Genomic DNA, 22,124 nt, shown 5'->3' with positions numbered 1-22,124 from the left:
AAGCGCGATCCGGCGCATCCGGCGCCGCCCTTCTTCGCGGGGCTGGCGCTGGCGCAGGGCGGCGACCTGAAAGGCGCCGAGGCGGTGTGGAGCCAGCTCCTCGCGCGCAGTCCCGCCGATGCGCCGTGGCGGCCCGACCTGGAGATGCGGCTGGCGCAATTGCGGCAGGCGCTTGGGCCGCAGCTGCCCGCCGAAACTCCGGCCGGCGTGCCGGCGCCGGACGTCCCAAATTGAAACCTATTACAAAGGCTCAGGCTCGTCTAAAGGCCCGCTATGACTGCTGAGTCGCAACAGGGGGCGGGCGGCGCCGCGGGCGCCGCGACTGCTGGCGCCGAAACGGCCCATTATGGGCATGGGCATCACAGCGATGGCAAGCTGAAGCTTGCCGTCGGCGCGATCGGTGTCGTGTTCGGCGACATCGGCACCAGCCCGCTCTACGCGTTCCGCGAAACCTTTGCCGGGCATCATCCGATCGAGGCTGACCGGCTGCATATCTATGGGGTGCTCAGCCTCGTCTTCTGGTCGATGATGCTCGTCGTCACCTTCAAATATGTGCTGACGATCATGCGGGCCGACAACAAGGGCGAGGGGGGCAGCCTGGCGCTACTCGCGCTGATCAGCCGCTCGTCGGGCGAGAAGCGCTGGACATGGCCGATCATCCTGCTCGGGGTGTTCGCGACCGCGCTTTTCTATGGCGACAGCATGATCACCCCGGCGATGTCGGTACTCTCGGCGACCGAGGGATTGAGCTATGTCAACAAGGGGTTCGAGCCCTATATCGTGCCGATCGCTCTTACGATCCTGATCGGGCTGTTCGCGATCCAGGCGCATGGGACGGCGAAGGTCGGGGCGTTGTTCGGGCCGATCATGCTCGCTTATTTCACGATGCTCGCGATTCTCGGCATGATCCATATCGTCGATCATCCGGGGATCATCCTCGAAACGCTGAACCCGGTGAACGCGCTGCGCTTCTTCTACGTCGACGGTTTCACCGCCTTTATCGCACTGGGCGCGGTCGTGCTCGCGGTGACGGGGGCCGAGGCGCTTTATGCCGACATGGGGCATTTCGGGCGCGGGCCGATCGGGCTTAGCTGGCTGACCTTTGTCCTGCCGGCGCTGATGCTGAACTATATGGGGCAGGGCGCGATGGTGCTCGAGGCCGACATGGGACCGCGCAGCGACCTGATCGCCGATCCCTTTTTCCAGATGATGCCCGATGCGTGGCAGGTGCCCGTCGTCATCCTTGCGATCCTCGCGACGATCATCGCCAGCCAGGCGGTGATCTCGGGCGCCTTCTCGCTGACCCAGCAGGCGATCCAGCTCGGCTTCATGCCGCGCCTGCGCGTCGAGCATACGAGCGCATCGGCGGCGGGGCAGATCTATATCCCGATCGTCAATTGGGGGCTGATGGTGATGGTGATCATCCTCGTGATCTTCTTCGGATCGTCGAGCAACCTTGCCGCGGCCTATGGCATCGCGGTGACGGGGGCGATGTTCATCGATACCTGCCTGCTCAGCGTCGTGCTCTTCACATTGTGGAAATGGCCGGCGTGGAAGGCGCTGCCGGTCCTCGCGGTCTTTTTCATCGTCGACATCGCCTATTTCGGCGCGAACCTGATCAAGGTGCCCGACGGCGGCTGGGTGCCGCTCGCGATCGGCCTGATCATCTTCACCTTGCTCACCACATGGTCGCGCGGGCGCAAGCTGATGCAGCAGGAGATGGCCGAAGGCGCGATGCCGATCCCGGTGTTCGTGAAGTCGGCGGCGAACAGCGCGACGCGCGTGCCGGGCACCGCGGTGTTCATGACGTCGAGCAGCGACGGCGTCCCGCACGCGCTGCTCCACAACCTCAAGCACAATAAGGTGCTGCACGCACGGATCATCCTGCTGACGATCAAGATCGCCGACGTACCGTTCGTGCAGGAGGAGAAATTCTGCCTGCTCGAGGATCTGGGACAAGGGTTCCACCGCTTGGTGCTCAATTACGGCTTCATGCAGCCGATCAACGTGCCCGAAGCGCTGACCCGCGTCACGAGCTGCGGCGGCGAGTTCAAGATGCTGGAAACCAGCTTTTTCCTGTCGCGGCAGACGCTGATCGCGGCGAGCAAGCCGGGGATGCCGATCTGGCGCGAAAAGCTGTTCGCGTGGATGCTGCGTAATTCGGAAAGCGCGATGGAATATTTCCGCCTGCCGACCAATCGCGTCGTCGAACTGGGAAGCCAGGTCGCGATCTAGGTTAACTTTCCGACATCGGGCAATAAGCGTTTGTACATCGGGGTTAGTCTTGCGATGCAAGGACGACCCAAAAAAGGCCGCGCAATAGCATGGATGTCGGCAACCCTGACGCGCTGATCCTGCCGGTTCCGCCGGAACCCTTTGCCCTGATCGTCGGAGCGGCGATGCAGGGCGGTTCGAACGAGGCCGTCGAAGCCGCGCTTCGCCGAATGGGGCTGCGGCCCGAGCGGGTCGACGGCGACGGCACCGATGCCGCCGCACATGTCGCGGAACCGCGTTTCCGCCTGAGGTTCGGGGCGGTGTCGGTTCTGGCCGGCCCCGCCGCCGATGCCGCGCTGGACCTCGCCGATCCCGACCATCCGTCGACCAGCCTGCTGGCGGCGAGCTTGCCACGGCGATGGCGCGAGAGCGGGGCGTGCTGGGTCTTTATCCCGGAGCGTGACCCCAAGCGCGATGGGGTGCCGGGATCCTCGACCGTGCAGCCGACACGGATGCGCGAATTCTTCAAGATGATGGTGCTGTTGATCGACCTGTTCGACGCCAGCCATATCTTCTGGTCGCCGGCGCGGCTGTGGTCGGATGCGCCGCAATTTCGCGCGTCGATCGCCGAAATGCTGGCCAGCGGAATGCCGCCGGTGCTTCACCTCGTCGCATTCCGGCGCCGCGAAAATGGCGCCGATGCCAGCATGGGAACGCGGGGGTTGGCGCTGTTCGCGGGGCAGGAACTGGAAGCGCGGATTCCGGTCGGCTGGACGGTCGCCGAAATGGTCCGGCGGCTGTCGCGTCTCGCGCTCGACATGATGCTCAACGGGCCGGTTCAATATGCGCGGACGATGCGCGGGCTAGAGGCGGGAGAGTGGATCGACCTGTCGCCGGGCGTGGCGAGTGGCGGGAGCCAACGGTCGACGGTGCTTGTCGAGTTCGGCCGCGACGCTTGATGCCGCCGCGGGGATGGCAGGGCGCACCGCCGCCGCAAAGCGGGTTCCAGCGCCATCACCTGATCCCCATCGCCCTGTCGCAGCGCCCGCAAATGGCGGCGATGTTCGAGCAACTGCATGGCGAGGGCTTCGCGCTCCAGCATTTCGGTCGCAACGGCTTGATGCTCCCCGCTTGCGAGCCGATAGCGTTGCGGTCGGGCCATGCGCTGCACCGCGGGCCGCATCATGGCTATAGCGATGTCATCGCGGCGCGGGTCGAGGGGATCCGGGCGCATTTCGCGCTCCACGCGCCGACCGATCCGCGACTGGCGCGGCGTACCGCGATCATGCGCCTGCGTCTGTTGCAGGATACGACCCGCCGCGCCCTGACCGACCGGCATGGCGCGGGCTTCTGGCTCAACCGGCGCGACCCGATGCGGCTGTTCGTCGACCGCCCCTATCTCGACGAGGCGATCGACAAGCTGTTCGGTAAATAGACCGCGGCTTTGGGGTGGAGAGCGGACATAGTCAGTTTCTCCCCGGAACGGGGAGGTGGCAGCCCGCAGGGCTGACGGAGGGGTCGAAACCTCTCGTCAAGACGCACCGTCCCGACCCCTCCACCACCGCTTCGCGGAGTGCCGGGTTGGATTGCCCCCGGCAATCCAAGTCCAGCTCGGGGGGCTGGACGACCCAGCACTCCCCCTCCCCGTTCCGGGGAGGAACTAAAACGTCCGCAATTGGTCGTTACCGGAAATCCCGATTTGATCAGAGCCTGACCTTCGCCTCAAGTTCGCGGCGCGCCGCGAGATATTGCGCTTCGAGCTCGGCGACATATTCGGCGACCGGGCGCACCGCGGTGACCGGGCCGATGCCCTGGCCCGAACCCCAGATGTCCTTCCATGCCTTGACCTTGGTATTGCCGCCCGAGCCGAAGTTCATCGTCTTGAGATCGCCTTCGGGCAGGTTTTCGGGGTCCATGCCCGCGGCGACGATCGACTGGCGGAGGTAATTGCCATGCACGCCGGTGAAAAGGTTCGAATAGACGATGTCGCCCGCGCGCCCCTCGACGATGCCGTTCTTATAGCTGTCCTCGGCATTGGCTTCAGCGGTGGCGATGAAGGCGCTGCCGATATAGGCGAGGTCGGCGCCGCATGCCTGCGCAGCGAGGATCGAGCGGCCGTGGCCGATGGCGCCCGACAAGGCTACGGGTCCGTCGAACCATAAGCGGATTTCCTGTACCAGCGCGAAGGGCGATTGCCGGCCGGCGTGGCCGCCCGCGCCCGCGGCGACCGGGATCAGCCCGTCGGCGCCCTTTTCGATCGCCTTGCGCGCGAAACGGTCGTCGATGATGTCGTGAAGCGTGATGCCGCCCCAGCCATGGACCGCCTGATTCAGCTCCTCGCGCGCGCCGAGCGAGGTGATCGTGATCGGCACTTTCCATTTCTCGCACGTCGCAATGTCGTCGAGCAGCCGGTCGTTCGATTTATGGACGATCTGGTTGACGGCGTAAGGCGCCGAGAGCCGGTCGGGATTGGCACGGTCCCACGCGGCAAGTTCCTCGGTGATCTGGTGCAGCCATTCGTCGAGCAGCGATTGCGGGCGGGCATTGAGCGCCGGGAAGCTGCCGACGACGCCCGCCTTGCACTGCGCGATGACAAGCTCGGGTCCCGAAACGATGAACAAGGGCGAGCCGATCACGGGCAGGCGCAGGCGGTCGAAAATCGGGGGAAGGGCCATGAATCAGTCTCTCCGGTTGCGGTTTGCAACTGACCTTAACGTAAACGGAAGGTTGCGCAAGCGGGTATCGGGCGGGGCGGGCGTGCGGATGATCGCCGCGTTGACGGTGGCGGGCCGCTGAATTTCTGCCTCGCAAAGCTGCAAAACAAAAAAATTACGCTTTTGCGACACGATCTTAACGGTTCGTCGCACCGACCGTGCGACGACCTGCGCAACTTTCGACTTCGCCGCGAGTAATCTTGTCCCAGAACGGACCACGCGAATACGCGGGTCCATCTGCGCGGGCGGCTGTTTAGAAGGAGAAGTATATGGGCGCCGTTTCCAAGAGTCCGAGAATTTTATTGGCGCTGGCCTTGCTGGCCGGCACCGCAACGGGGAGTCTCGCGGCTCAAGAGCAGAATGCAAACGACGGCGAGGTCATGGCGACCGTCGTCGGCACGCTGCCGTCGCCCGATCAGATGACCAAGGGGCCGAAGGTCGAGGGCATCATCGCCGCGCGTACCGATGGCCGGATCAAGGTCGCGACCGCCGACGGTAACAGCACCAGCGTCGCGATCGCCGACTATACCAAGATCAAGAGCAAAGGCGGGTTCCTGGGCCTCGATCGCGACAAGCTTGGCGCGGCTCAGCTGCTCAACGGCCTGCCCGTCACCATCGACACGTTGCAGTGGGACGGCGGACTGGTGGCAAGCCAGGTCGAGCTCAAGAGCAAGGATCTCCGCACCGCATCGATGATTCACACCGGCACCGACCAGCGCTTTGCCGAACAGACGGCGGCGACCGAGGCGCTGCGCAGCCGCGTGGGCGATATCGACCAGTATAATGTCAAGGGCACGACGAACGTGAACTTCGACACCGGCAAGGCGGTGCTGACCGAGCAGGCGAAAGCCGATCTCTGCAATGCGGCAACGCAGGCCGAGGGGATGGACAACGCCCTGCTGCTGGTCGTTGGCTACACCGATTCGACGGGCAGCCAGGAACTCAACCAGGTGCTCAGCGAAAAGCGGGCGAGCCGCGTCGTCAATCATCTTCAGCAGGCGTGCGGCTGGAAGCCCTATCGCATGCTGACTCCCACCGGGATGGCCGAAGCCGACCCGGCGGCGGACAACACCACCCCCGAAGGCAAGGCCCAGAATCGCCGCGTTGCGGTGAATATTCTGGTCAGCAAGGGTCTGGACGGTCTGTAAGATGCGCGGGGTGGGCGGCGCCCACCCCGGCATTTCGGCCGGGAACAGCTGTGACGCAACGAAGGGCGGCCGTGAGGCCGCCCTTCGCCGTTTGGGGCGGCCGGGCCGCGAGCAGCCGGCGGCTGGCCTTCACGGCGGGAGGGGGCGCTGCACGAATGTCGGCAGCGTTCTTCGGCTGTCGGGGTCGCCCGAATATTTTTTCGTGGCTCGCGTCGATTTGGCGGCGGCTCGTTCGTCGTGTTGGCAGGAGCCGCTGTTGGCCCGATCAAAAAAGGAGATGGACGATGCGTGTAATGGTCTTTGTCAAAGCGACCGAGGACAGCGAAAAGGGTCTGCCGCCGACCGAGGACATGACCGGAATGTTCGAAGCGATGGGCAAATTCAACGAGGAACTGGTGAACGCCGGCGTGATGGTCGACGGTGACGGGCTGAAGCCCTCGTCGGCCGGCAAGCGCATCGCGTTCGACGGCGCGAGCCGCACGGTGATCGACGGACCGTTTGCCGAGACGCGCGAGCTCGTCTCGGGCTATTGGGTCTGGGAGGTCAAGGACATGGACGAGGCGGTCGCTTGGGCGAAGCGCTGTCCGAACCCGATGCCCGGGCCGAGCGAGCTCGAAATCCGTCCCTTCTATGAGATGGAGGATTTCGGCGATGCGGTGACCCCCGAAATCCTGGCGCACGACCAGATGCTGCGCGCCAAGCTCGCCGGCGAATAATCCCCGCCTCCGTCATGCTTGCCTCCCCGGCGCCCTTGCCCGAGAAGGCGGGCATGGCGGCTGATGAAACCCAAGACCGGACCAACAGGGCGATCGAGGCGGTATTCCGGATCGAGCGGGCGCGGCTCATCGCCGCGCTCGCCCGGATGACGCGCGATGTCGACCGGGCCGAGGAACTGGCGCAGGAGGCGCTGCTGATCGCGCTGACCGAATGGCCGAAGTCGGGGGTGCCCGACAAGCCCGGCGCCTGGCTGATGGCGGCGGCGAAGCGGCGGCTCATCGACGGCGCCCGGCACCGCGCGATGCGGGAGCGGAAACATGCCGAAATCGCCCGCGAGCTCGACGAGGAGCGCGATATGAGCGTCGAAGCCGTCGAAGCCGCGCTCGACGATCCGCTCGGCGACGAATTGCTTGGGCTGGTCTTTGCCGCCTGCCATCCCGTAATTTCGCCCGAAGCGCGCGCCGCGCTGACGCTGCGGCTGGTCGGCGGGCTCACGACGCAGGAAATCGCGCGCGCCTTTCTGTCGAACGACGCCACGATTGCGGCGCGGATCACGCGGGCGAAGAAGGCGATTGCCAAGGCGGGAGCCCAGTTCGATGTTCCGCGCGGGGCCGAGCTGCAGGCGCGGCTTGGGTCGGTGCTCGAGGTCGTCTATCTGATCTTCAACGAAGGCTATGCCGCGACCGCGGGGCCGTCGCTCGTCCGACCGCCGCTTTGTGCCGAGGCGCAGCGACTGGCGCGCATCCTTGCGGGATTGATGCCCGAACAAGCCGAAGTGCTGGGGCTCCTCGCGCTGGTCGAGATTCAGGCGTCACGGCTGACGGCGCGGGGCGGACCCGACGGGCGGCTCGTCCCGCTGACCGAGCAGAATCGGACGCGTTGGGACCAGTTGCTGATCCGCCGCGGGCTGAATGCGCTCGATCGTGCCGAGGCGCTCGGCGGCGGCGATGGCCCCTATGTTTTGCAGGCGGCCCTTGCGGCATGCCATGCCCGGGCGCGGTCGGCGGAGGAAACCGACTGGCCGCGTATCGCAGGCCTCTACGACCGGTTGGGGTGGGTGATGCCATCGCCGGTGGTCGAGCTCAATCGCGCGGTCGCGCACAGCATGGCGTTCGGCCCCGAGGCCGGATTGCGGCTGGTCGACGCGATCGCCGATGCGGCGGCGCTGCGCAATTATGCGCCGCTGCCCGCCGCGCGCGGCGATTTCCTGTTTCGCGCCGGACGGCCGGTCGAAGCGAGGGGGCAGTTCGAGGCGGCGGCGGCCCTGTCGAGCAACGAGCGCGAGCGCGAATTTCTGCTGGCGCGCGCCGCAGCCTGCACCGAATGACTCCGGGTCGCATCGAGACGATCGGGCCGAGGCAAAGCCGCTCGTCATCGAAATGCGCCACGGCGGCGTTCCGCCGGCCGCCGGGGCTAATAGCCTCCCTGCGCGTCTGGTGGGCGGTAGAAGCGGTGGCGGGTGACCGCGCCGTCGATGATATGGCCGCGCAGGCGCAGGCGCATTTCCTCGGCGCCGGCGGCGGTAGTGCAGACGAGGCGGGTGCCGCCCGATTGCAGAGGCTCGATCGCGCTGATGCTGACGCCTTGCGACAGGCAGATTTGCTTCACCTCGCTCTCGGGGAGCGCGAGATTCATCGCACGGCTCATTCGAAGCCCGGATCGCGCGCGGAGTCCGGATCGCGGGTCCAGGCGCGGATCGCCGTGGCGACCTGTTCATAGCCGGTATCGCTGGCGGTCGCGACGGCGAGCGGGCGGCCGCCGAGTTCGGCGTTTTCAGTGTTGAGGAAGGCGATCGCGGGATCGCGCCCGCCCATCGTCAGGAAGGCGAGCTGGCTGATATCGCCCTGTCGCCGCGCATCGTCGCGGGGCAGCGGGGTACGCTTTTGCCGGAAGAAGCTGTTCGAGCGCGTCCTGGCGGGGGTCGCGCTCTCGTCGATGACTGTCGGGTCGGCGGGGCTCGTTTCGGGATTCATGGCGCGCGGCTCCTCCTTGTAAGCGGGAGCGCGCAAGTCTCTCAGTCGCGGCGGCCTACGAAGAACGCGTGCCGCGATAATATATATATGGGGCGCCGCGGGGACATTGTAAGGCGCCGCCGGGGAATAGCTCTCCGGCGGTGCGCTTTCGCCTGAGCGATCTCCCCGACGGGCGGGCGGCGGTCGCGCGCGCCTCCACTACCGCGAAGCGGTGAAGGGGCTGACTTCTACGCGCCGTTGGCGGCGCTGAGGATCGCCCGCACACTCGCCGTCGCGACGTCGGTGTCGAGTCCGCAGCCGAACAGGCTTTTCCCGTCCGCGGTGCGGCATTCGACATAGGCGGCGGCCTGCACATTGCTGCCCTGGCCGATCGCGTGCTCGCTGTAATCGACGATGTCCATGATCGGGCCGCCGCTTTCGGCCAGCGCGGCGATGACGCTGCTCATCAGGCCGTTGCCGCGGCCGCTGACGCTGCGCGCCGTGCCGTCGATGGTGAGCTTGCCGGCGAAGATGCGGTCGGGGCCGCTGTGCGTTTCGGACCAGTCGACGAGCTGAAAGCGCTTGCCTGTCGTGACCAGATAGGCGTGGTCGAAGGCGCCCCATATATCTTCGGCGCCGAGTTCGCGGCTGGTCTGGTCGGCGAGCGCCTGGACGACATGGCTGAAGCTCGCCTGCATTTTCTTGGGCAGTTTCAGCCCCTTGTCCTGTTCGAGCACCCAGGCGACGCCGCCCTTGCCCGACTGGCTGTTGACGCGGATCACCGCTTCGTAGCTGCGGCCCAAATCGGCGGGGTCGATGGGGAGGTAAGGGACTTCCCAGCGCTCGTCATTCTGGCGCTCGCGCGCGGCGAAGCCTTTCTTGATCGCGTCCTGATGGCTGCCCGAGAAGGCGGTGTAGACGAGCTCGCCGCCATAGGGGTGGCGCGGGTGGACGGGCAGGTTGTTGCAATATTCGACCGTCTGGATGACCTCGTCGATGTTCGAGAAGTCGAGCTGTGGGTCGACGCCCTGCGTGTACATGTTGAGCGCGATAGTGACGAGGCAGGTGTTGCCGGTGCGCTCGCCATTGCCGAACAGGCAGCCCTCGACGCGGTCGGCGCCCGCGAGCAGGCCGAGCTCGGCCGCCGCGACGCCGGTGCCGCGGTCGTTGTGGGTGTGCAGACTGATGATCGCCTTGTCGCGGCCGGGCAGATTCTTGCCGAAATATTCGATCTGGTCGGCATAGATGTTCGGCGTCGCCGCCTCGACCGTCGCGGGGAGGTTGAGGATGATCGGCTTGTCGGTGGTGGGCTGCAATATGTCCATCACCGCCTCGCAGCAGGCGATGCTGAAATCGAGCTCGGCGGTCGAGAAGGTTTCGGGGCTGTATTCGAACCGCCAGTCGGTGCCGGGCAGGCGCGCGGCATTGTCGCGGAGCTGCTTGGCGCCGTCGATCGCGATCTGTTTGATCTCGGCCATTTCCATGCCGAAGACGATCTTGCGCCACGCGGGGCTGACCGCGTTATAGACGTGGACGATCGCGGTCTTCGCGCCCGCGAGGCTGTCGAAGCTGGTGCGGATGAGGTCGGCGCGGCTCTGGGTCAGCACCTGCGGGGTGACGTCGTCGGGGATGCGGCCATCGCGGACGAGGTTCTGGATATAGTCGAAGTCGGTCGCGCCGCTGGCGGGGAAGCCGACCTCGATCTCCTTGAATCCGCATTTGACGAGCAGGTCGAAGAAGCGCGTCTTTTTCTCGGCATCCATCGGGTCGATCAGCGACTGGTTGCCGTCGCGCAGGTCGGTCGAGAGCCAGATCGGTGCCTTGGTAGTGACGCGGCCGGGCCATTCGCGGTTCGCGAGCGGAACCTGCGGGAAAGCGGAATATTTCGCGGACGGATCGCGGAGCATGGTCATGATGGTAAAACTTCTTCCGGTGGTTGCGCTGCTTGTCGATCGGACCCTTGAGCGGGTGGCCGCGACTAGCGCGCAGCCAGTGTCACGCCCAAGGGCGTGTAAGTCGCAGAAGAAGAAGGGCGTTGCCGCGCATGGCCGTTCCAGTGACGCAAAATGTCACGCTTTGCAAGGGGGGAGTGTGAAAATTGCGCGAGAATGGTCCTGCACCGCGTGCCCACCCCGCTACGACTAGCGCGTCTGCGGCGCGGCAAGTCTCGCCCCCCTCCCGCTTGCGGGAGGGGTTGGAGGTGGGCGGCTTCGGGCGCTAACCCGTCACCCATTCCACCTTCGGATCGCCAAAATCGACGACGTCGGCGAGTTCGCGGACGTTGGGATAGCCATAGCCGACGAGGTTGATGAAGGTCTGGATATTGAGCGCGAGCGGCGCGGCCTTCATCGGCACGGGGGCGGCGTTGTTGCGGAAATTATTGTTGCAATAGATGAGGATCGGCCGGCTCGGGTCGGCGCCGATCACCGCGGCCAAGCTCTCGGCGGTGAAGTCGGTGAGCGGCAGGTTCACCGCGCCCTTGATATGGCCGCGCGCGAAGGCGTCTTTCGAGCGGGCGTCGAGGAGCAGGGTGCCGGGTTTGGCGGCCTCGGCCTTGAACGCGTCGAAGGCGATGAGGCGGGTGGCGCGCGTCGGGGCGACGCTGGCGGTCAGCGCCTGGAAGGCTGGATAGTCGATTTGGGGATTGGCCTGCGCGAAGGCGGGCGTTGTTGTGAGGGCGAGAGCGAGAAGCAGGGTGCGCATAATGATCCTCCCTTGAATGACGGGAGGCTACGCCGCGCTTGCTGGCTCTGCGATGAACCGAAAATATCGCCGGACCGCGAGATATCCCGCGGCCCGGCGCAGTACAGGGGGACCGGAAAGGGGAGGGGTCAGGCGGCTTCGCTTTCGTCGTCGTCCCATGGTTCGAAAACCTCGTCCTCGATCAGATTGTGGACCGCGTGGACGCGCACGCCGATGACCCAGTCTTCGAGCGGGCCTTCCCATGCGGCTTCGATCTCGGTGAGTGCTTCAGCGGCCTCTGCCGGACGGTCGCCGACGAGGTCGAAATCCTGCACGCCGTCTTCGGGCGGGGTGATGTAGACATGCGGGTCGAGCCGGACATTGGCCCAGCCGGTGGTGGGAGCAAGACCCTCGGCCTCGACGATTAGCAGCGGGTTTTCCTCGTCGCCGTCGATCGAGGCGTTCACTTCGACAATTTCGCGTACCAGTTCGCTCATCACATGGCTCCTGTACGAAAAGGGGCGGAACCCGCGAAGGTCCCGCCCTGTTCATACGCGGTGCGTGTGACAGATTGGCGTGAGCGGCTTACTGCTTTTCGAACGCGGCGTGGATTTCGAGTTCGACCGCGTCGCTGACGTAGGGAATGCCCATCGACACGCCGAAATCGCTGCGCTTGATCGTGGTTTCGGCCTGGAAACCGATGGTTTCCTTCTTGTTCATGCCCATGCCCGCACCGTGGAAATCGACGTCGAGCGTGACGGGCTTGGTCACGCCGTTGAGCGTCAAATTGCCGGTGACCTTGGCTTCGTCGCCATCGCTGCCCGGGACGACGCTGGTCGAGACGAATTTGGCGTCGGCGGGGGCGGCGCCGAAGAAGTCGGGCTTGCCGCCATCCTTGCCGGCGCGGAGCAGGTGGCTGGTCAGGCCGGCGCTGGCGGTCGTGACCTTCGATACCGGGATCGTGACATCGACCTTTGCCGCGGCGAGGTTTGCGGGATCGATGACGAGCGTGCCGGTCACGTCGCCGAAGATGCCGGTATATTTGCTGAAGCCGAGGTGATCGACTTCCCAGACGACCATCGTGTGGCCGGCGTCGGCGGCGTAGGTGCCCGCGGTGACGCGCGTCTTGTCGGGCGCGCCGGGGGCGGAGCCGCCCTGGGCGAGGACGATCGGGGTCGCTACGACGGCGAGTGCGAGGGCGGCGAGGGGGACGATGCGACGCATGAGGAAGTCTCCTGTTGGGGAAGGCTCAGGCTATGCGAACGGGCGGGGCCGCGTCAATAAGCTCCGGGGAAACACAATGTTTCCCGCCGGTCCCTATTCTAGGGCGCGCGGCGCGCCTCGAACCATTCGCGCATCGCCGCGGCGGCGCAGCCGGTGAAGCCGTAGCTGCCGACGGGCGAGCAGCTGCCCGGGCGGGTGGCGCGGGCGACATTGTCATAGCCCTCGACCGCCGAGGCCCAGCTGCCGCCGCCGGCGGGAACATCTTCCTTCAGCTCCTCGCGCAGTTCCTTGGGCACGCGGTAGCGTTCGGTTTCGGGTTGCTGCGCGCAGACGACGATCTCGTCGCCTTTGGGTTCGGGGCACGGTTCGTCGCCATAGGTGTAGAGGACCGAGGTGCGCTGCGGCGGCTGGCCCGACTGGGCAAGCGAGCTGTCATTCTGTGCCAGTGCGGGCGCGGCGAAGGCGAGCGCCGCGAAGAGGGGGAGGAGGAGGCCGGTTTTTTTCGTCATCTCGATCGCGTTCCCAGACCCCGTATCCCCTGCGGCGCAGATTGCTGTGCAGAGATGAACCTAAGCCGAACTGCTGCCGTAACCCTTTGCGCTTTCGGCGCGAACTGGGATGCGACGGGGGCCGGCACGGGGTCGTTCCCCCTCCAGATGGAGATGAAATGTGAAAAACCAAGCCCTGTTCCTGATGCTCGCCGCGGTGGTCGCGCCGCTGTCGCTCGCGGCCTTTACCCCGCATGCCTATGCCGCGCCGGTCTATGTCGGGGTCGAAGGCGGCCATGTCGCGGTCAGCGGTTATGACGCGGTCAGCTATTTCGAGGAGGGCGGTGTGCCGGTGAAGGGCGATGCCGCGTTCGCCGTCTAGCATGACGGTGCAGTCTATCATTTCGCGAGCGCCGAACATGCGGCGCGCTTTGCCGCCGATCCCGCGGCGTTCATGCCGCAATATGGCGGGCATTGCGCGTGGGCGATGTCGCGCGGCTATCTGGCGCCGGGCGATCCGCTGCAATATGCGGTCGTGGGCGGCAAGCTGTACCTCAACTTCAACGCCGAGGTGAAGGCGAAGTGGGACAAGGACCGCGCGGGCTTCATCGCGGCGGCGGAGAAGAATTGGGCGGTGATCCCGGCCGATGCGAAGTTTGGCGGTTGACCCGGCTTTGGGGTGGGGAGCGGACGTTCGCTACCGCTCCTGTTCCCCGGCGAAGGCCGGGGCCCAGAGCATTAGAAAGCAGACGTCTGCTGGTTGCGCCCTGGACCCCGGCCTTCGCCGGGGTACGGTAACTTCTGGTTGAGTGTTGCCCTCTTGCTAAAGGCTGTCGAGCGACGCCGCGATTGCACCCCATACCTGCGCCAGTTCCTCCGCCGTGATGCAATAGGGCGGCATGACATAGAGCGTGTTGCCGAGCGGGCGGAGCAGGACGCCGTGGTCGCGATAGAAGGCGATCAGGCGCGGCGCGAGGTTCGAGAGATAGCCGCTGTCGGGGACGGTGATGTCGAGCGCGGCGATGGTGCCGAGGCGGCGCGGGTTGGCGATCCGCGGGTCGTGGGTGAGCAGCGAGAGATGCGCGGCCTGCGCGTCGGCGAGCGCGTCGATGCGTTGCTGGACGGGCTCGTCGCGCCAGATTTCGAGATTGGCATTGGCGGCGGCGCAGGCGATCGGGTTCGCGGTGTAGCTGCTCGAATGATAGAAGGTCTTGGCGCGGTCGGTCGAGAAATGGGCGGCGAAGATCGGTTCGATGCAGAGCGTGGCCGCGAGCGGGAGCGCGCCGCCGGTCAGGCCCTTCGACAGGCAGACGATATCGGGGATAACGCCCGCCTGATCGCAGGCGAAGCGGGTGCCGGTGCGGCCCCAGCCGGTCATGACCTCGTCGGCGATGAAGAGGACGCCGTGGCGGGCGCAGATCGCGCGCATCTCGGCGAGCACCCATGCGGGATAGATGAGCATGCCGCCGGCGCCGAGGATCAGCGGTTCGACGATGAAGGCGGCGGGTTTGGCGGAGCAGGCGGCTTCGAGCGCGTCGAGCGTCGCTTGTTCCAAGCCTTCGTGGGGGAAGGGGATGGTGTCGACGTCGAACAGCAGCGGCTGCCAGGCGCGGTTGTAGACGCCGCGTTCGCCGACCGACATCGTGCCGATCGTGTCGCCATGATAGCTATGTTCGAGGACGAGGATGCGGTTGCGCGGCTCGCCGATGTTATACCAGTAACCGAGCGCCATCTTGAGCGCGACCTCGACGCTGGTCGAGCCCGAGTCCGAGAAAAAGACGCGGGTGAGCGGGTCGGGGGTGATGCGGATCAGTTCGGCGGCGAGGGTCTCGGCGGGCTCGTGCGTCCAGCCGGCGAAGATGAGCTGGTCGAGCTTTTCGGACTGGTCGCGGATCGCGGCCATGATGCGCGGGTGCGTATGGCCGTGGGTGGTAACCCACCAGCTCGAGATCGCGTCGATCCAGCTGTTGCCGTTTGTGTCATAGAGGCGCGCGTCTTTTGCGTGGCTGATCAGCGGGATGGGGTCGCCGAGACCGTGCTGGGTGAAGGGGTGCCAGACGGGGGATTGGTTCATGGTGATCTTCTACCTCGTCATTCCCGCGAAGGCGGGAATCCCGCTTCTTGGCCATCCGCTCAAAGAAAAGCGGGATCCCCGCCTTCGCGGGGACGACGGAAAAGTCAAACGAAGTCGGCGAGGTCGAAGTTCGCGCTGAACGCGGCGGCGAGGGTTTCGCGTGTCAGCGGATCGATGATTGGCAAGCGGCCCAGGCGGCGGACACGCGAAATATCGGAGATGATCGCCTCGCTGTCCTCCACCGCGTCGCCGAGGAAGGCGAGGCCGTGGATCGGCACATTGCGGGCGCGTAATGCCTCGATCGTGAGCAGGCTGTGGTTGATCGTGCCGAGGCTGGTGCGCGCGCAGACGATGACGGGGATTTGCCAGCGCGCGAAGAGGTCCGCGTAGAGGGTGGTGCGCGTGACGGGGACGAGCGCGCCGCCGGCGCCTTCGACGATCAGGTCGCCGGGGGGCGGGGTCAGCGTTTCGACGTCGATGTTAACGCCGTCAATTTCGGCGGCGCGATGCGGTGAGGCGGGGGTGACGAGGCGGCAGGCTTCGGGGATGATCGATCCTCCCTGCGGCGAAGCTGTGGGGAGGTGGCGGCCCGCAGGGCCGACGGAGGGGCTATGGCGCGAGGTCGCTGGCCCCTCCACCACTCGCTTCGCGAACGGTCCCCCTCCCCATGGCTTCGCCACAGGGAGGAATTTGGCGACGGTTTCGCTGTCGGTTTCGTCTTCGAGGCCCGCCTGGATCGGCTTCCAGTAAGGCGCGCCGGTCGCGCCCGCGAGCGCGGCGGAAAAGACCGTCTTGCCGATGCCGGTGTCGGTGCCGGTGACGACGAAGCGCGTCATGTCGCGGCCATGGCTTCGGCGAGCGCGTCGGCCATATCGTCGATGTTAGCCTCGTCAACATTGAGCGTGATCGCGATGCGGAGGCGGGCGGTGCCCGGTGCCACCGTCGGCGGGCGGATGCCGCGGATGTCGAAGCCCGCGCCCTGCAATTGGCCCGCGATGCGCATCGTGCGGTCGTTGTCGCCGATGATCACGGGCAGGATCTGGGTGCCGCTGGCGGGGATGCCCAAGGGGACGAGGCGTTCGGCGGCGTGGCGGACGAGGCTGTGGAGGCGCGCCTGCCGCTCGGGCTCGTTCGCGACGATCTCGATCGCCTGGCGGACGAGCCAGGCCATCAGCGGCGAGGGCGCGGTCGAGAAGATGAAGGGGCGGCCGCGGTTGACGATGAAGTCGGTGGCGATCGCGGGGGCGCAGAGCAAGGCGCCTTCGGCGCCCAAGGCCTTGCCGCAGGTGTGGAGGGTGATCAGATTGTCGCGGCGCGCGAGGCCGTGCGCGAGGCCGGCGCCGCCGAGGCCGAAAACGCCGGTCGCGTGCGCCTCGTCGACCACGAGTATGGCGTCGTGGCGGTCGGCGACGGCGGCGAGATCGGCGAGCGGGGCGCGGTCGCCGTCCATGCTGTAGAGGCTTTCGACCGCGATCCATGGCGTGCCCGCGCCGCCGCCCGCGCGCCAGCGGGTGATGATGTCGTCGAAGGATTGCGCATCGTTGTGCGCGGCGGCGCTGGTCCCGGCGCGGCCGAGCTTCATGCCGTCGTGCGCGCTGGCGTGGATCAGCTCGTCGTGGACGACGAGGTCGGGCCGCTGGGGCAGCGTGGCGAAGAGCGCGGCGTTGGCGGCGAAGCCGGTCGGGAAGAAGAGCGCGGCCTCGCTGCCATAATGGCGCGCGGCATGGGCTTCGAGCGCCTCATGCTCGGCGTGATTGCCGCGGAGCAGGCGCGAGCCGCCCGAGCCGGCGGGAAGGCCGCGCTCGATCCCCGCCGCGAGTGCATCGCGAAGCGCCGCGGAATCGGCGAGGCCGAGATAGTCGTTCGACGCGAAATCGCGGCCGGCGCGCGGAGCGAGGGCGCGGCGGCGGCTCTCGCGTGCGAGGGCGTCGAGGTTCTTGCGGTGGGTGTCGAAGGGAGAGTTCGGCATGCGCGCTCCCTAAAGCGAAAGTCGGCAAGAACAAGGCCGTTCGTGCTGAGCCTGTCGAAGGACCGTTCCTCTCTTCAGTCGTCGCAGAAGAAAGGACGGTACTTCGACAAGCTCAGCACGAACGGAAAATAGGGATCGCGGTTTAATTCTTCGATTTGTCGACGAGCTGGTTCTTGGCGATCCACGGCATCATCGCGCGCAGTTCAGCGCCGGTCTTTTCGAGCTGATGCGCGGCGGCGGCCTTGCGGCTCGCCTTCAGTTCGGGCTGGCCGGCCTGGTTGTCGAGGACGAAGTCCTTGACGAAGCGGCCCGACTGGATGTCGGCGAGGACGCGCTTCATTTCGGCCTTGGTTTCGTCGGTGATGATGCGCGGACCCGTTTTGATGTCGCCATATTCGGCGGTGTTCGAGATCGAATAGCGCATGTTCGCGATGCCGCCTTCATAGAGGAGGTCGACGATCAGCTTGGTTTCGTGGAGACATTCGAAATAGGCCATTTCGGGGGCGTAGCCCGCCTCGACCAGCGTTTCGAACCCGGCCTGGATCAGGTGGGTGATGCCGCCGCAGAGCACCGCCTGTTCGCCGAAGAGGTCGGTTTCGCACTCTTCCTTGAACGTCGTCTCGATGATGCCGCTGCGGCCGCCGCCGACAGCACTCGCGTAGCTGAGGGCGAGCGCCTTGGCATAGCCGTTGCCCGACGAACCCGCGCCCTGCGCTTCCTGTGCGACCGCGATCAGGCAGGGGACGCCGCCGCCCTTCTGATATTCGCTGCGGACGGTGTGGCCGGGGCCCTTGGGCGCGACCATGAAGACGTCGATGTCGGGGCGCGCGTCGATCAGGCCGAAATGGATGTTGAGGCCGTGCGCGAAGGCGAGCGCGGCGCCGGGCTTCATGTTCGGGCCGATGTCGTCGGCGTAGATTTTCGCCTGATGCTCGTCGGGGGCGGCGATCATGATCACGTCGGCCCATTCGGCGGCTTCCTTGTTCGAAAGCACCTTGAAGCCCGCGGCTTCGGCCTTTTTGGCGGTCGCCGAACCGGGGCGGAGCGCGATCGCGACCTCTTTCACGCCGCTGTCGCGCATATTCTGCGCGTGCGCGTGGCCCTGGCTGCCATAGCCGACGACGGCGACCTTCTTGCCCTTGATCAGATCCTGGTCGGCGTCGCGATCGTAATAAACCTGCATGTCATTCTTTCCTGTCAGTTTTATCGTCACCCTGAACTTGTTTCAGGGTCCATGGCCGAAAGACGCGGCCTCGGGCCATGGATGCTGAAACAAGTTCAGCATGACGAATGATTGAACGGTAACTCTAAAACTCTAAAGCGCCTCCGACCCGCGGGCGATGGCGACGACGCCGGTGCGGCCGACCTCGACCAGCCCACATTCGCGCATCAGCGCGATGAAGCGGTCGATCTTGTCGCTGTTCCCGGTGATTTCGAAGATGAAGCTGGTCAGCGTCGTGTCGACGACCTTGGCGCGGAAGACGTCGGCCATGCGCAGCGCTTCGATGCGCTTGTCGCCGGTGCCCGCGACCTTCACCAGCGCGATTTCGCGCTCGACATGCGCCTCGCCCGCGTCGTTGAGGTCGATGACCTTGTGGACGGGGACGAGCCGGTCGAGCTGCGCGATAATCTGGTCGATGATCGGCGGCGGTCCCGAGGTGACGATGGTGATGCGCGACAGCGCGTGATCGGCGGTAATATCGGCCACCGTCAGGCTTTCGATATTATAGCCGCGCGCGGTGAACAGCCCGGTGATCTTGGCGAGCACCCCGGCCTCGTTATCGACGGTGATGGCGAGCACATGGCGCTCGCCGGCTTCGGTTTTGATTTTCATGGGGCACACCTTCCCCTCTCCCCTTGCGGGAGAGGGTTGTGAAGACTTGGCAGCTTGCTGCCTGGTCGGAGCTGGGTGAGGGGTATGCGCGCCAAAGGCGCGCGCGGCCTGAAGGGCCGCTCCCCCTCTCTAAGACTTGCTAGGCAACGAGTTGCCGAGCCAAGTCTTTTCTCCCCCTCCTGGGGGGAGAAGATTGAAGTAGCCATCATCACACCAGTGCCTTGGCTTCGTCGTCCATCGTGCCGGTGACGTCGCTCGGCTGGAGGAGCATTTCGGTGTGCGCAGCGCCCGAGGGGATCATCGGGAAGCAGTTGGCGAGCTGCGCGACGCGGCAGTCGACGATCACCGGACCCGGGGTGTTGATCATCGTCTGGATACCGTCCTCGAGCTCACCGAGATTGTCGATGCGCAGGCCCGTCCAGCCGTACGCGTCGGCGAGCTTCACGAAATCGGGCAGGCTGTCCGAATAGCTGTTCGAATAGCGGCTTTCATAGGTCAGTTCCTGCCACTGGCGGACCATCCCCATCCATTCATTGTTGAGGATGAAGATCTTCACCGGCAGGCGGTACTGGCTGACCGTGCCCATTTCCTGGATGTTCATCTGCAGGCTGGCTTCGCCCGCGATGCAGATGACGAGGCGGTCGGGGTGCGCGATCTGCGCGCCGACCGAGGCGGGGAAGCCGTAACCCATCGTGCCGAGCCCGCCGCTGGTGAGCCAGCGGTTCGGCGCCGCGAAGCCGAAATGCTGCGCCGCCCACATCTGGTGCTGGCCGACCTCGGTGGTGATGATCGGGTCCATGCCGCGGGTCGCGTCGAACAGCGCCTTCACCGCGCGCTGCGGCATGATTTCGGCGGCCGGGTCCTTCTTTTCGGGGAAGTCGAGGCAGCGCGTCGCGCGCCAGCCGTCGATGCGGCGCCACCATTCGCCCAGGTCGCGGCCGTTGTGGCCGGCCGCCTGCCAGCCCGCGATGATCGCATCGAGCGCGCGGCCGGCGTCGCCGACGATCGCAAGGTCGACGGGCACGATCTTGTTGATCGAGCTGCGGTCGATATCGATGTGGATCTTCTTCGATTCGGGCGAGAAAGCGTCGAGACGCCCCGTCACGCGGTCGTCGAAGCGCGCGCCGACCGCGATGATCAGGTCGGCGCGGTTCATCGCCATATTGGCCTCGTAAGTGCCGTGCATGCCGAGCATACCGAGCCATTTCTCGTCGTCCGACGGGAAGGCGCCGAGGCCCATCAGGGTCGAGGTGACGGGCGCGCCGGTGAGCGCGACGAGCTGGCGCAGCGCCGCGCTCGCATCGGGGCCGGCGTTGATCACGCCGCCGCCGGTGTAGAAGATCGGGCGCTCGGCGGCGGCGATCATCGCGACGGCGGCGGTGATCGCGTCGGCATCGGGTTCGACCTGCGGGCGATAGCTTTTGTGCGCGATCTTTTCGGGGATCACATATTGGCCGGTCGCGACCTGCACATTCTTGGGGATGTCGATCACGACCGGGCCGGGGCGGCCGTGCGTCGCGATATGGAACGCCTCGTGCATGATCGGGCCGAGGCGGTCGGGGTCCATCACCAGATAATTATGCTTGGTGCAGTGGCGCGTGATGCCGACGGTGTCGCATTCCTGGAACGCGTCGGTGCCGATCAACGCGGTCGACACCTGACCCGTCAGCACGACCATCGGGATGCTATCGAGCAAAGCGTCGGTGATGCCGGTGACGGCATTGGTCGCGCCGGGGCCCGAGGTGACGAGCACGACGCCGGGCTTGCCGGTCGAGCGCGCATAGCCCTCGGCCGCGTGCGTCGCCGCCTGTTCGTGGCGGACGAGGATGTGCTTGATCGTCGGGTGTTTGTAGAGCGCGTCATAGATCGGAAGGACCGCGCCGCCCGGATAGCCGAACACTGTATCGACCCCGAGGTCGACCAGCGCCTGAACCACCATGTCGGCACCACTCATTTCCGTCACGACGAAACTCCTTCCAGACACAAAAAGGCAGCGCCTTGTGCGCTGCAACAGGGTGCGGGCAATAGGTGTATGATTCTAACCTGTCAACAGCTTATCACGCAATATTATTGCTAATTCCCTGATAGAATCGATGTTTAATGACTCGGTGTGGCGCGGCCAGTCGGCGGGGGGTTGATTGCGGAACCACGTATATTGGCGCTTTGCATATTGGCGCGTTGCCGCCTGCGTCAGCTCGAGCGCTTCGGCGCGGGTGATGTCTCCGCCGAGGTGGCTGGCAATCTGAGGGATCCCGATCGCGCGCATCGCGGGAAGGTCGGGGTCGAGACCGCGCGCGAGCAGGGCTTCGGCCTCTTCGACCGCGCCATGGTCGAACATCTGGACGAGGCGCGCGTCGCAACGCTCGCGGAGCCAGTCGCGCGGCGGCAGGAGGATCAGCGGGGCAAGCGCGATGTCGTCGGCGATGCCGCCCTCGATCGCTCGCTGCCAGTCGGCGAGGGTGCGGCCGGTCGAGCGCACGACTTCGAGCGCGCGCGCGACGCGGGTGGTGTCGGCTGGGTTCAGGCGGGCGGCGGCGTCGGGATCGGCCGCGGTGAGCGCGGCATGGGCGTCGGCAACGGGAAGCGCGCGGACGGCCTCGCGAATATCGGGATCGATCTCGGGCACCGGCGCGATGCCGTGGAGCAGCGTGCGCATGTGAAGGCCGGTGCCGCCGACGAGGACCGGGATCTGCCCCGCGGCATGCGCGCCCGCGATCACGCCGCGCGCCTCGTCGGCCCAGCGCACGGCATTATGCGCTTCGGCGGCGTCGATATGGCCGAAGAGGCGGTGGGGTATGCCGTCCATCTCTGCGTCGGTCGGGCGTGCCGAGAGGATGCGAAGGTCGGCATAGACCTGGCTCGCGTCGGCGTTGACGACGAGTGCGCGCGCGCCTGTCTCGGAAAGAGATTTTGCGAGTGCGACCGCCAAAGCGCTCTTGCCGCTGGCGGTGGGTCCGGCGATAAGTGCCACGGGCAGCCGCGCTTTGGCGGTCGAGAAAGAAGGAGATGCCATGTTCGTCGCGACGCTGATAGCAGCCGGAAAGCTGACCGACGAGGTGGTTCGCGAAGCGATCGACCGGCTGGCGGCGACGGGGCATGACGTCGGCG

The 22,124-nt window shown here is 66.0% G+C and carries 21 protein-coding genes and 3 pseudogenes; 9 read left to right on the top strand and 15 right to left on the bottom strand.

Translation table 11 applies throughout. From position 1 onward, the window contains the following. From VJ811_RS08170 to VJ811_RS08155, 4 genes and pseudogenes are all read left to right on the top strand, one after another. Window positions 1-234 (top strand): annotated as a pseudogene (locus VJ811_RS08170) (cytochrome c biogenesis factor); the annotation flags it as partial. Window positions 235-273: 39 nt separating this feature from the next. After that, on the top strand, window positions 274-2,235 hold the full coding sequence (locus VJ811_RS08165) for a potassium transporter Kup (RefSeq protein WP_324071770.1): 1,962 nt from the start codon (window positions 274-276) through the stop codon (window positions 2,233-2,235). 89 nt (window positions 2,236-2,324) lie between these two features. Beyond that, entirely contained in the window at window positions 2,325-3,173 is an 849-nt protein-coding gene (locus VJ811_RS08160) for a hypothetical protein (protein ID WP_324071769.1), read from the top strand. Further along, complete coding sequence (locus tag VJ811_RS08155) at window positions 3,173-3,649, top strand: AHH domain-containing protein (RefSeq protein ID WP_324071768.1); 477 nt, start codon at window positions 3,173-3,175, stop codon at window positions 3,647-3,649. Before VJ811_RS08160 ends, VJ811_RS08155 begins: the two co-directional genes overlap by 1 nt. A 268-nt stretch (window positions 3,650-3,917) precedes the next feature. On the opposite strand, the gene VJ811_RS08150 is transcribed toward VJ811_RS08155, so the two are convergent. Beyond that, a complete protein-coding gene (locus VJ811_RS08150) occupies window positions 3,918-4,889 on the bottom strand; it encodes a nitronate monooxygenase family protein (protein WP_324071766.1) in 972 nt (323 codons plus the stop codon). Window positions 4,890-5,197: 308 nt separating this feature from the next. On the opposite strand from VJ811_RS08150, the gene VJ811_RS08145 reads away from it, so the two are divergent. From VJ811_RS08145 to VJ811_RS08135, 3 genes and pseudogenes are all read left to right on the top strand, one after another. Beyond that, complete coding sequence (locus VJ811_RS08145) at window positions 5,198-6,076, top strand: OmpA family protein (RefSeq protein ID WP_324071765.1); 879 nt, start codon at window positions 5,198-5,200, stop codon at window positions 6,074-6,076. 284 nt (window positions 6,077-6,360) lie between these two features. Further along, window positions 6,361-6,720 (top strand): annotated as a pseudogene (locus VJ811_RS08140) (YciI family protein); the annotation flags it as partial. Between the two features lie 125 nt (window positions 6,721-6,845). Continuing rightward, on the top strand, window positions 6,846-8,120 hold the full coding sequence (locus VJ811_RS08135; protein WP_324071763.1) for an RNA polymerase sigma factor: 1,275 nt from the start codon (window positions 6,846-6,848) through the stop codon (window positions 8,118-8,120). Between the two features lie 86 nt (window positions 8,121-8,206). Here VJ811_RS08135 and VJ811_RS08130 read toward each other — a convergent pair whose 3' ends face one another. From VJ811_RS08130 to VJ811_RS08100, 7 genes are all read right to left on the bottom strand, one after another. Beyond that, window positions 8,207-8,428, bottom strand: a complete 222-nt coding sequence (locus VJ811_RS08130; RefSeq protein WP_324071762.1) for a hypothetical protein — start codon at window positions 8,426-8,428, stop codon at window positions 8,207-8,209. 8 nt (window positions 8,429-8,436) lie between these two features. After that, entirely contained in the window at window positions 8,437-8,766 is a 330-nt protein-coding gene (locus tag VJ811_RS08125) for a hypothetical protein (protein WP_324071761.1), read from the bottom strand. Between the two features lie 227 nt (window positions 8,767-8,993). Continuing rightward, window positions 8,994-10,658, bottom strand: coding sequence for a 2-isopropylmalate synthase (gene leuA / locus VJ811_RS08120; RefSeq protein WP_324071760.1), 1,665 nt, complete (start codon window positions 10,656-10,658; stop codon window positions 8,994-8,996). Window positions 10,659-10,962: 304 nt separating this feature from the next. Continuing rightward, window positions 10,963-11,448 carry a rhodanese-like domain-containing protein gene (locus tag VJ811_RS08115; RefSeq protein WP_324071759.1) on the bottom strand — a complete coding sequence of 162 codons (486 nt, stop codon included), beginning with the start codon at window positions 11,446-11,448 and terminating at the stop codon, window positions 10,963-10,965. Between the two features lie 128 nt (window positions 11,449-11,576). After that, window positions 11,577-11,924 (bottom strand): hypothetical protein, encoded by a 348-nt coding sequence (locus VJ811_RS08110; protein ID WP_324071758.1) that lies wholly within the window; start codon window positions 11,922-11,924, stop codon window positions 11,577-11,579. A gap of 88 nt (window positions 11,925-12,012) precedes the next feature. After that, a complete protein-coding gene (locus tag VJ811_RS08105; RefSeq protein ID WP_324071757.1) occupies window positions 12,013-12,651 on the bottom strand; it encodes a YceI family protein in 639 nt (212 codons plus the stop codon). Between the two features lie 98 nt (window positions 12,652-12,749). Then, complete coding sequence (locus VJ811_RS08100) at window positions 12,750-13,160, bottom strand: hypothetical protein (protein WP_324071756.1); 411 nt, start codon at window positions 13,158-13,160, stop codon at window positions 12,750-12,752. Window positions 13,161-13,320: 160 nt separating this feature from the next. On the opposite strand from VJ811_RS08100, the gene VJ811_RS08095 reads away from it, so the two are divergent. Beyond that, window positions 13,321-13,521: a hypothetical protein gene (locus VJ811_RS08095; RefSeq protein WP_324071755.1), complete on the top strand. Its 201-nt coding sequence runs from the start codon at window positions 13,321-13,323 to the stop codon at window positions 13,519-13,521. Between the two features lie 12 nt (window positions 13,522-13,533). Further along, window positions 13,534-13,806: pseudogene (locus VJ811_RS08090) on the top strand (YHS domain-containing (seleno)protein); the annotation flags it as partial. A gap of 156 nt (window positions 13,807-13,962) precedes the next feature. On the opposite strand, the gene VJ811_RS08085 reads toward VJ811_RS08090, so the two are convergent. The 7 genes from VJ811_RS08085 to miaA all read right to left on the bottom strand — a co-directional run bounded on the left by VJ811_RS08085 (window position 13,963) and on the right by miaA (window position 22,029). Then, window positions 13,963-15,213, bottom strand: coding sequence for an adenosylmethionine--8-amino-7-oxononanoate transaminase (locus VJ811_RS08085; protein WP_324071754.1), 1,251 nt, complete (start codon window positions 15,211-15,213; stop codon window positions 13,963-13,965). 104 nt (window positions 15,214-15,317) lie between these two features. Next, window positions 15,318-16,049 carry an ATP-dependent dethiobiotin synthetase BioD gene (bioD, locus tag VJ811_RS08080; protein ID WP_324071753.1) on the bottom strand — a complete coding sequence of 244 codons (732 nt, stop codon included), beginning with the start codon at window positions 16,047-16,049 and terminating at the stop codon, window positions 15,318-15,320. Continuing rightward, window positions 16,046-17,182 (bottom strand): 8-amino-7-oxononanoate synthase, encoded by a 1,137-nt coding sequence (locus VJ811_RS08075; RefSeq protein ID WP_324071752.1) that lies wholly within the window; start codon window positions 17,180-17,182, stop codon window positions 16,046-16,048. The genes bioD and VJ811_RS08075 overlap by 4 nt, the downstream gene beginning before the upstream one ends. A 142-nt stretch (window positions 17,183-17,324) precedes the next feature. After that, a complete protein-coding gene (gene ilvC, locus VJ811_RS08070; RefSeq protein ID WP_324071751.1) occupies window positions 17,325-18,365 on the bottom strand; it encodes a ketol-acid reductoisomerase in 1,041 nt (346 codons plus the stop codon). Between the two features lie 132 nt (window positions 18,366-18,497). Next, window positions 18,498-19,016, bottom strand: coding sequence for an acetolactate synthase small subunit (gene ilvN, locus VJ811_RS08065; RefSeq protein ID WP_324071749.1), 519 nt, complete (start codon window positions 19,014-19,016; stop codon window positions 18,498-18,500). Between the two features lie 208 nt (window positions 19,017-19,224). Then, the gene (locus tag VJ811_RS08060) at window positions 19,225-20,979 is read right to left on the bottom strand and encodes an acetolactate synthase 3 large subunit (protein ID WP_324071748.1); all 1,755 of its coding nucleotides are present in this window, start codon (window positions 20,977-20,979) and stop codon (window positions 19,225-19,227) included. Between the two features lie 75 nt (window positions 20,980-21,054). Further along, window positions 21,055-22,029: a tRNA (adenosine(37)-N6)-dimethylallyltransferase MiaA gene (gene miaA, locus VJ811_RS08055; protein ID WP_324071747.1), complete on the bottom strand. Its 975-nt coding sequence runs from the start codon at window positions 22,027-22,029 to the stop codon at window positions 21,055-21,057. Window positions 22,030-22,124: the final 95 nt, after the last annotated feature.

The organism is Sphingopyxis sp., assembly GCF_035250425.1.
GTDB lineage: Bacteria > Pseudomonadota > Alphaproteobacteria > Sphingomonadales > Sphingomonadaceae > Sphingopyxis.
This window is presented reverse-complemented; position numbering and strand designations above follow the sequence as displayed.

Excerpts from the sequence above, each read along its gene's own strand:
- VJ811_RS08165 (WP_324071770.1), top strand. The coding sequence starts at position 274 with ATGACTGCTGAGTCGCAACAGGGGGCGGGCGGCGCCGCGGGCGCCGCG.
- VJ811_RS08160 (WP_324071769.1), top strand. The coding sequence starts at position 2,325 with ATGGATGTCGGCAACCCTGACGCGCTGATCCTGCCGGTTCCGCCGGAA.
- VJ811_RS08155 (WP_324071768.1), top strand. The coding sequence starts at position 3,173 with ATGCCGCCGCGGGGATGGCAGGGCGCACCGCCGCCGCAAAGCGGGTTC.
- VJ811_RS08150 (WP_324071766.1), bottom strand. The coding sequence starts at position 4,889 with ATGGCCCTTCCCCCGATTTTCGACCGCCTGCGCCTGCCCGTGATCGGC.
- VJ811_RS08145 (WP_324071765.1), top strand. The coding sequence starts at position 5,198 with ATGGGCGCCGTTTCCAAGAGTCCGAGAATTTTATTGGCGCTGGCCTTG.
- VJ811_RS08135 (WP_324071763.1), top strand. The coding sequence starts at position 6,846 with ATGGCGGCTGATGAAACCCAAGACCGGACCAACAGGGCGATCGAGGCG.
- VJ811_RS08130 (WP_324071762.1), bottom strand. The coding sequence starts at position 8,428 with ATGAATCTCGCGCTCCCCGAGAGCGAGGTGAAGCAAATCTGCCTGTCG.
- VJ811_RS08125 (WP_324071761.1), bottom strand. The coding sequence starts at position 8,766 with ATGAATCCCGAAACGAGCCCCGCCGACCCGACAGTCATCGACGAGAGC.
- leuA (WP_324071760.1), bottom strand. The coding sequence starts at position 10,658 with ATGACCATGCTCCGCGATCCGTCCGCGAAATATTCCGCTTTCCCGCAG.
- VJ811_RS08115 (WP_324071759.1), bottom strand. The coding sequence starts at position 11,448 with ATGCGCACCCTGCTTCTCGCTCTCGCCCTCACAACAACGCCCGCCTTC.
- VJ811_RS08110 (WP_324071758.1), bottom strand. The coding sequence starts at position 11,924 with ATGAGCGAACTGGTACGCGAAATTGTCGAAGTGAACGCCTCGATCGAC.
- VJ811_RS08105 (WP_324071757.1), bottom strand. The coding sequence starts at position 12,651 with ATGCGTCGCATCGTCCCCCTCGCCGCCCTCGCACTCGCCGTCGTAGCG.
- VJ811_RS08100 (WP_324071756.1), bottom strand. The coding sequence starts at position 13,160 with ATGACGAAAAAAACCGGCCTCCTCCTCCCCCTCTTCGCGGCGCTCGCC.
- VJ811_RS08085 (WP_324071754.1), bottom strand. The coding sequence starts at position 15,213 with ATGAACCAATCCCCCGTCTGGCACCCCTTCACCCAGCACGGTCTCGGC.
- bioD (WP_324071753.1), bottom strand. The coding sequence starts at position 16,049 with ATGACGCGCTTCGTCGTCACCGGCACCGACACCGGCATCGGCAAGACG.
- VJ811_RS08075 (WP_324071752.1), bottom strand. The coding sequence starts at position 17,182 with ATGCCGAACTCTCCCTTCGACACCCACCGCAAGAACCTCGACGCCCTC.
- ilvC (WP_324071751.1), bottom strand. The coding sequence starts at position 18,365 with ATGCAGGTTTATTACGATCGCGACGCCGACCAGGATCTGATCAAGGGC.
- ilvN (WP_324071749.1), bottom strand. The coding sequence starts at position 19,016 with ATGAAAATCAAAACCGAAGCCGGCGAGCGCCATGTGCTCGCCATCACC.
- miaA (WP_324071747.1), bottom strand. The coding sequence starts at position 22,029 with ATGGCATCTCCTTCTTTCTCGACCGCCAAAGCGCGGCTGCCCGTGGCA.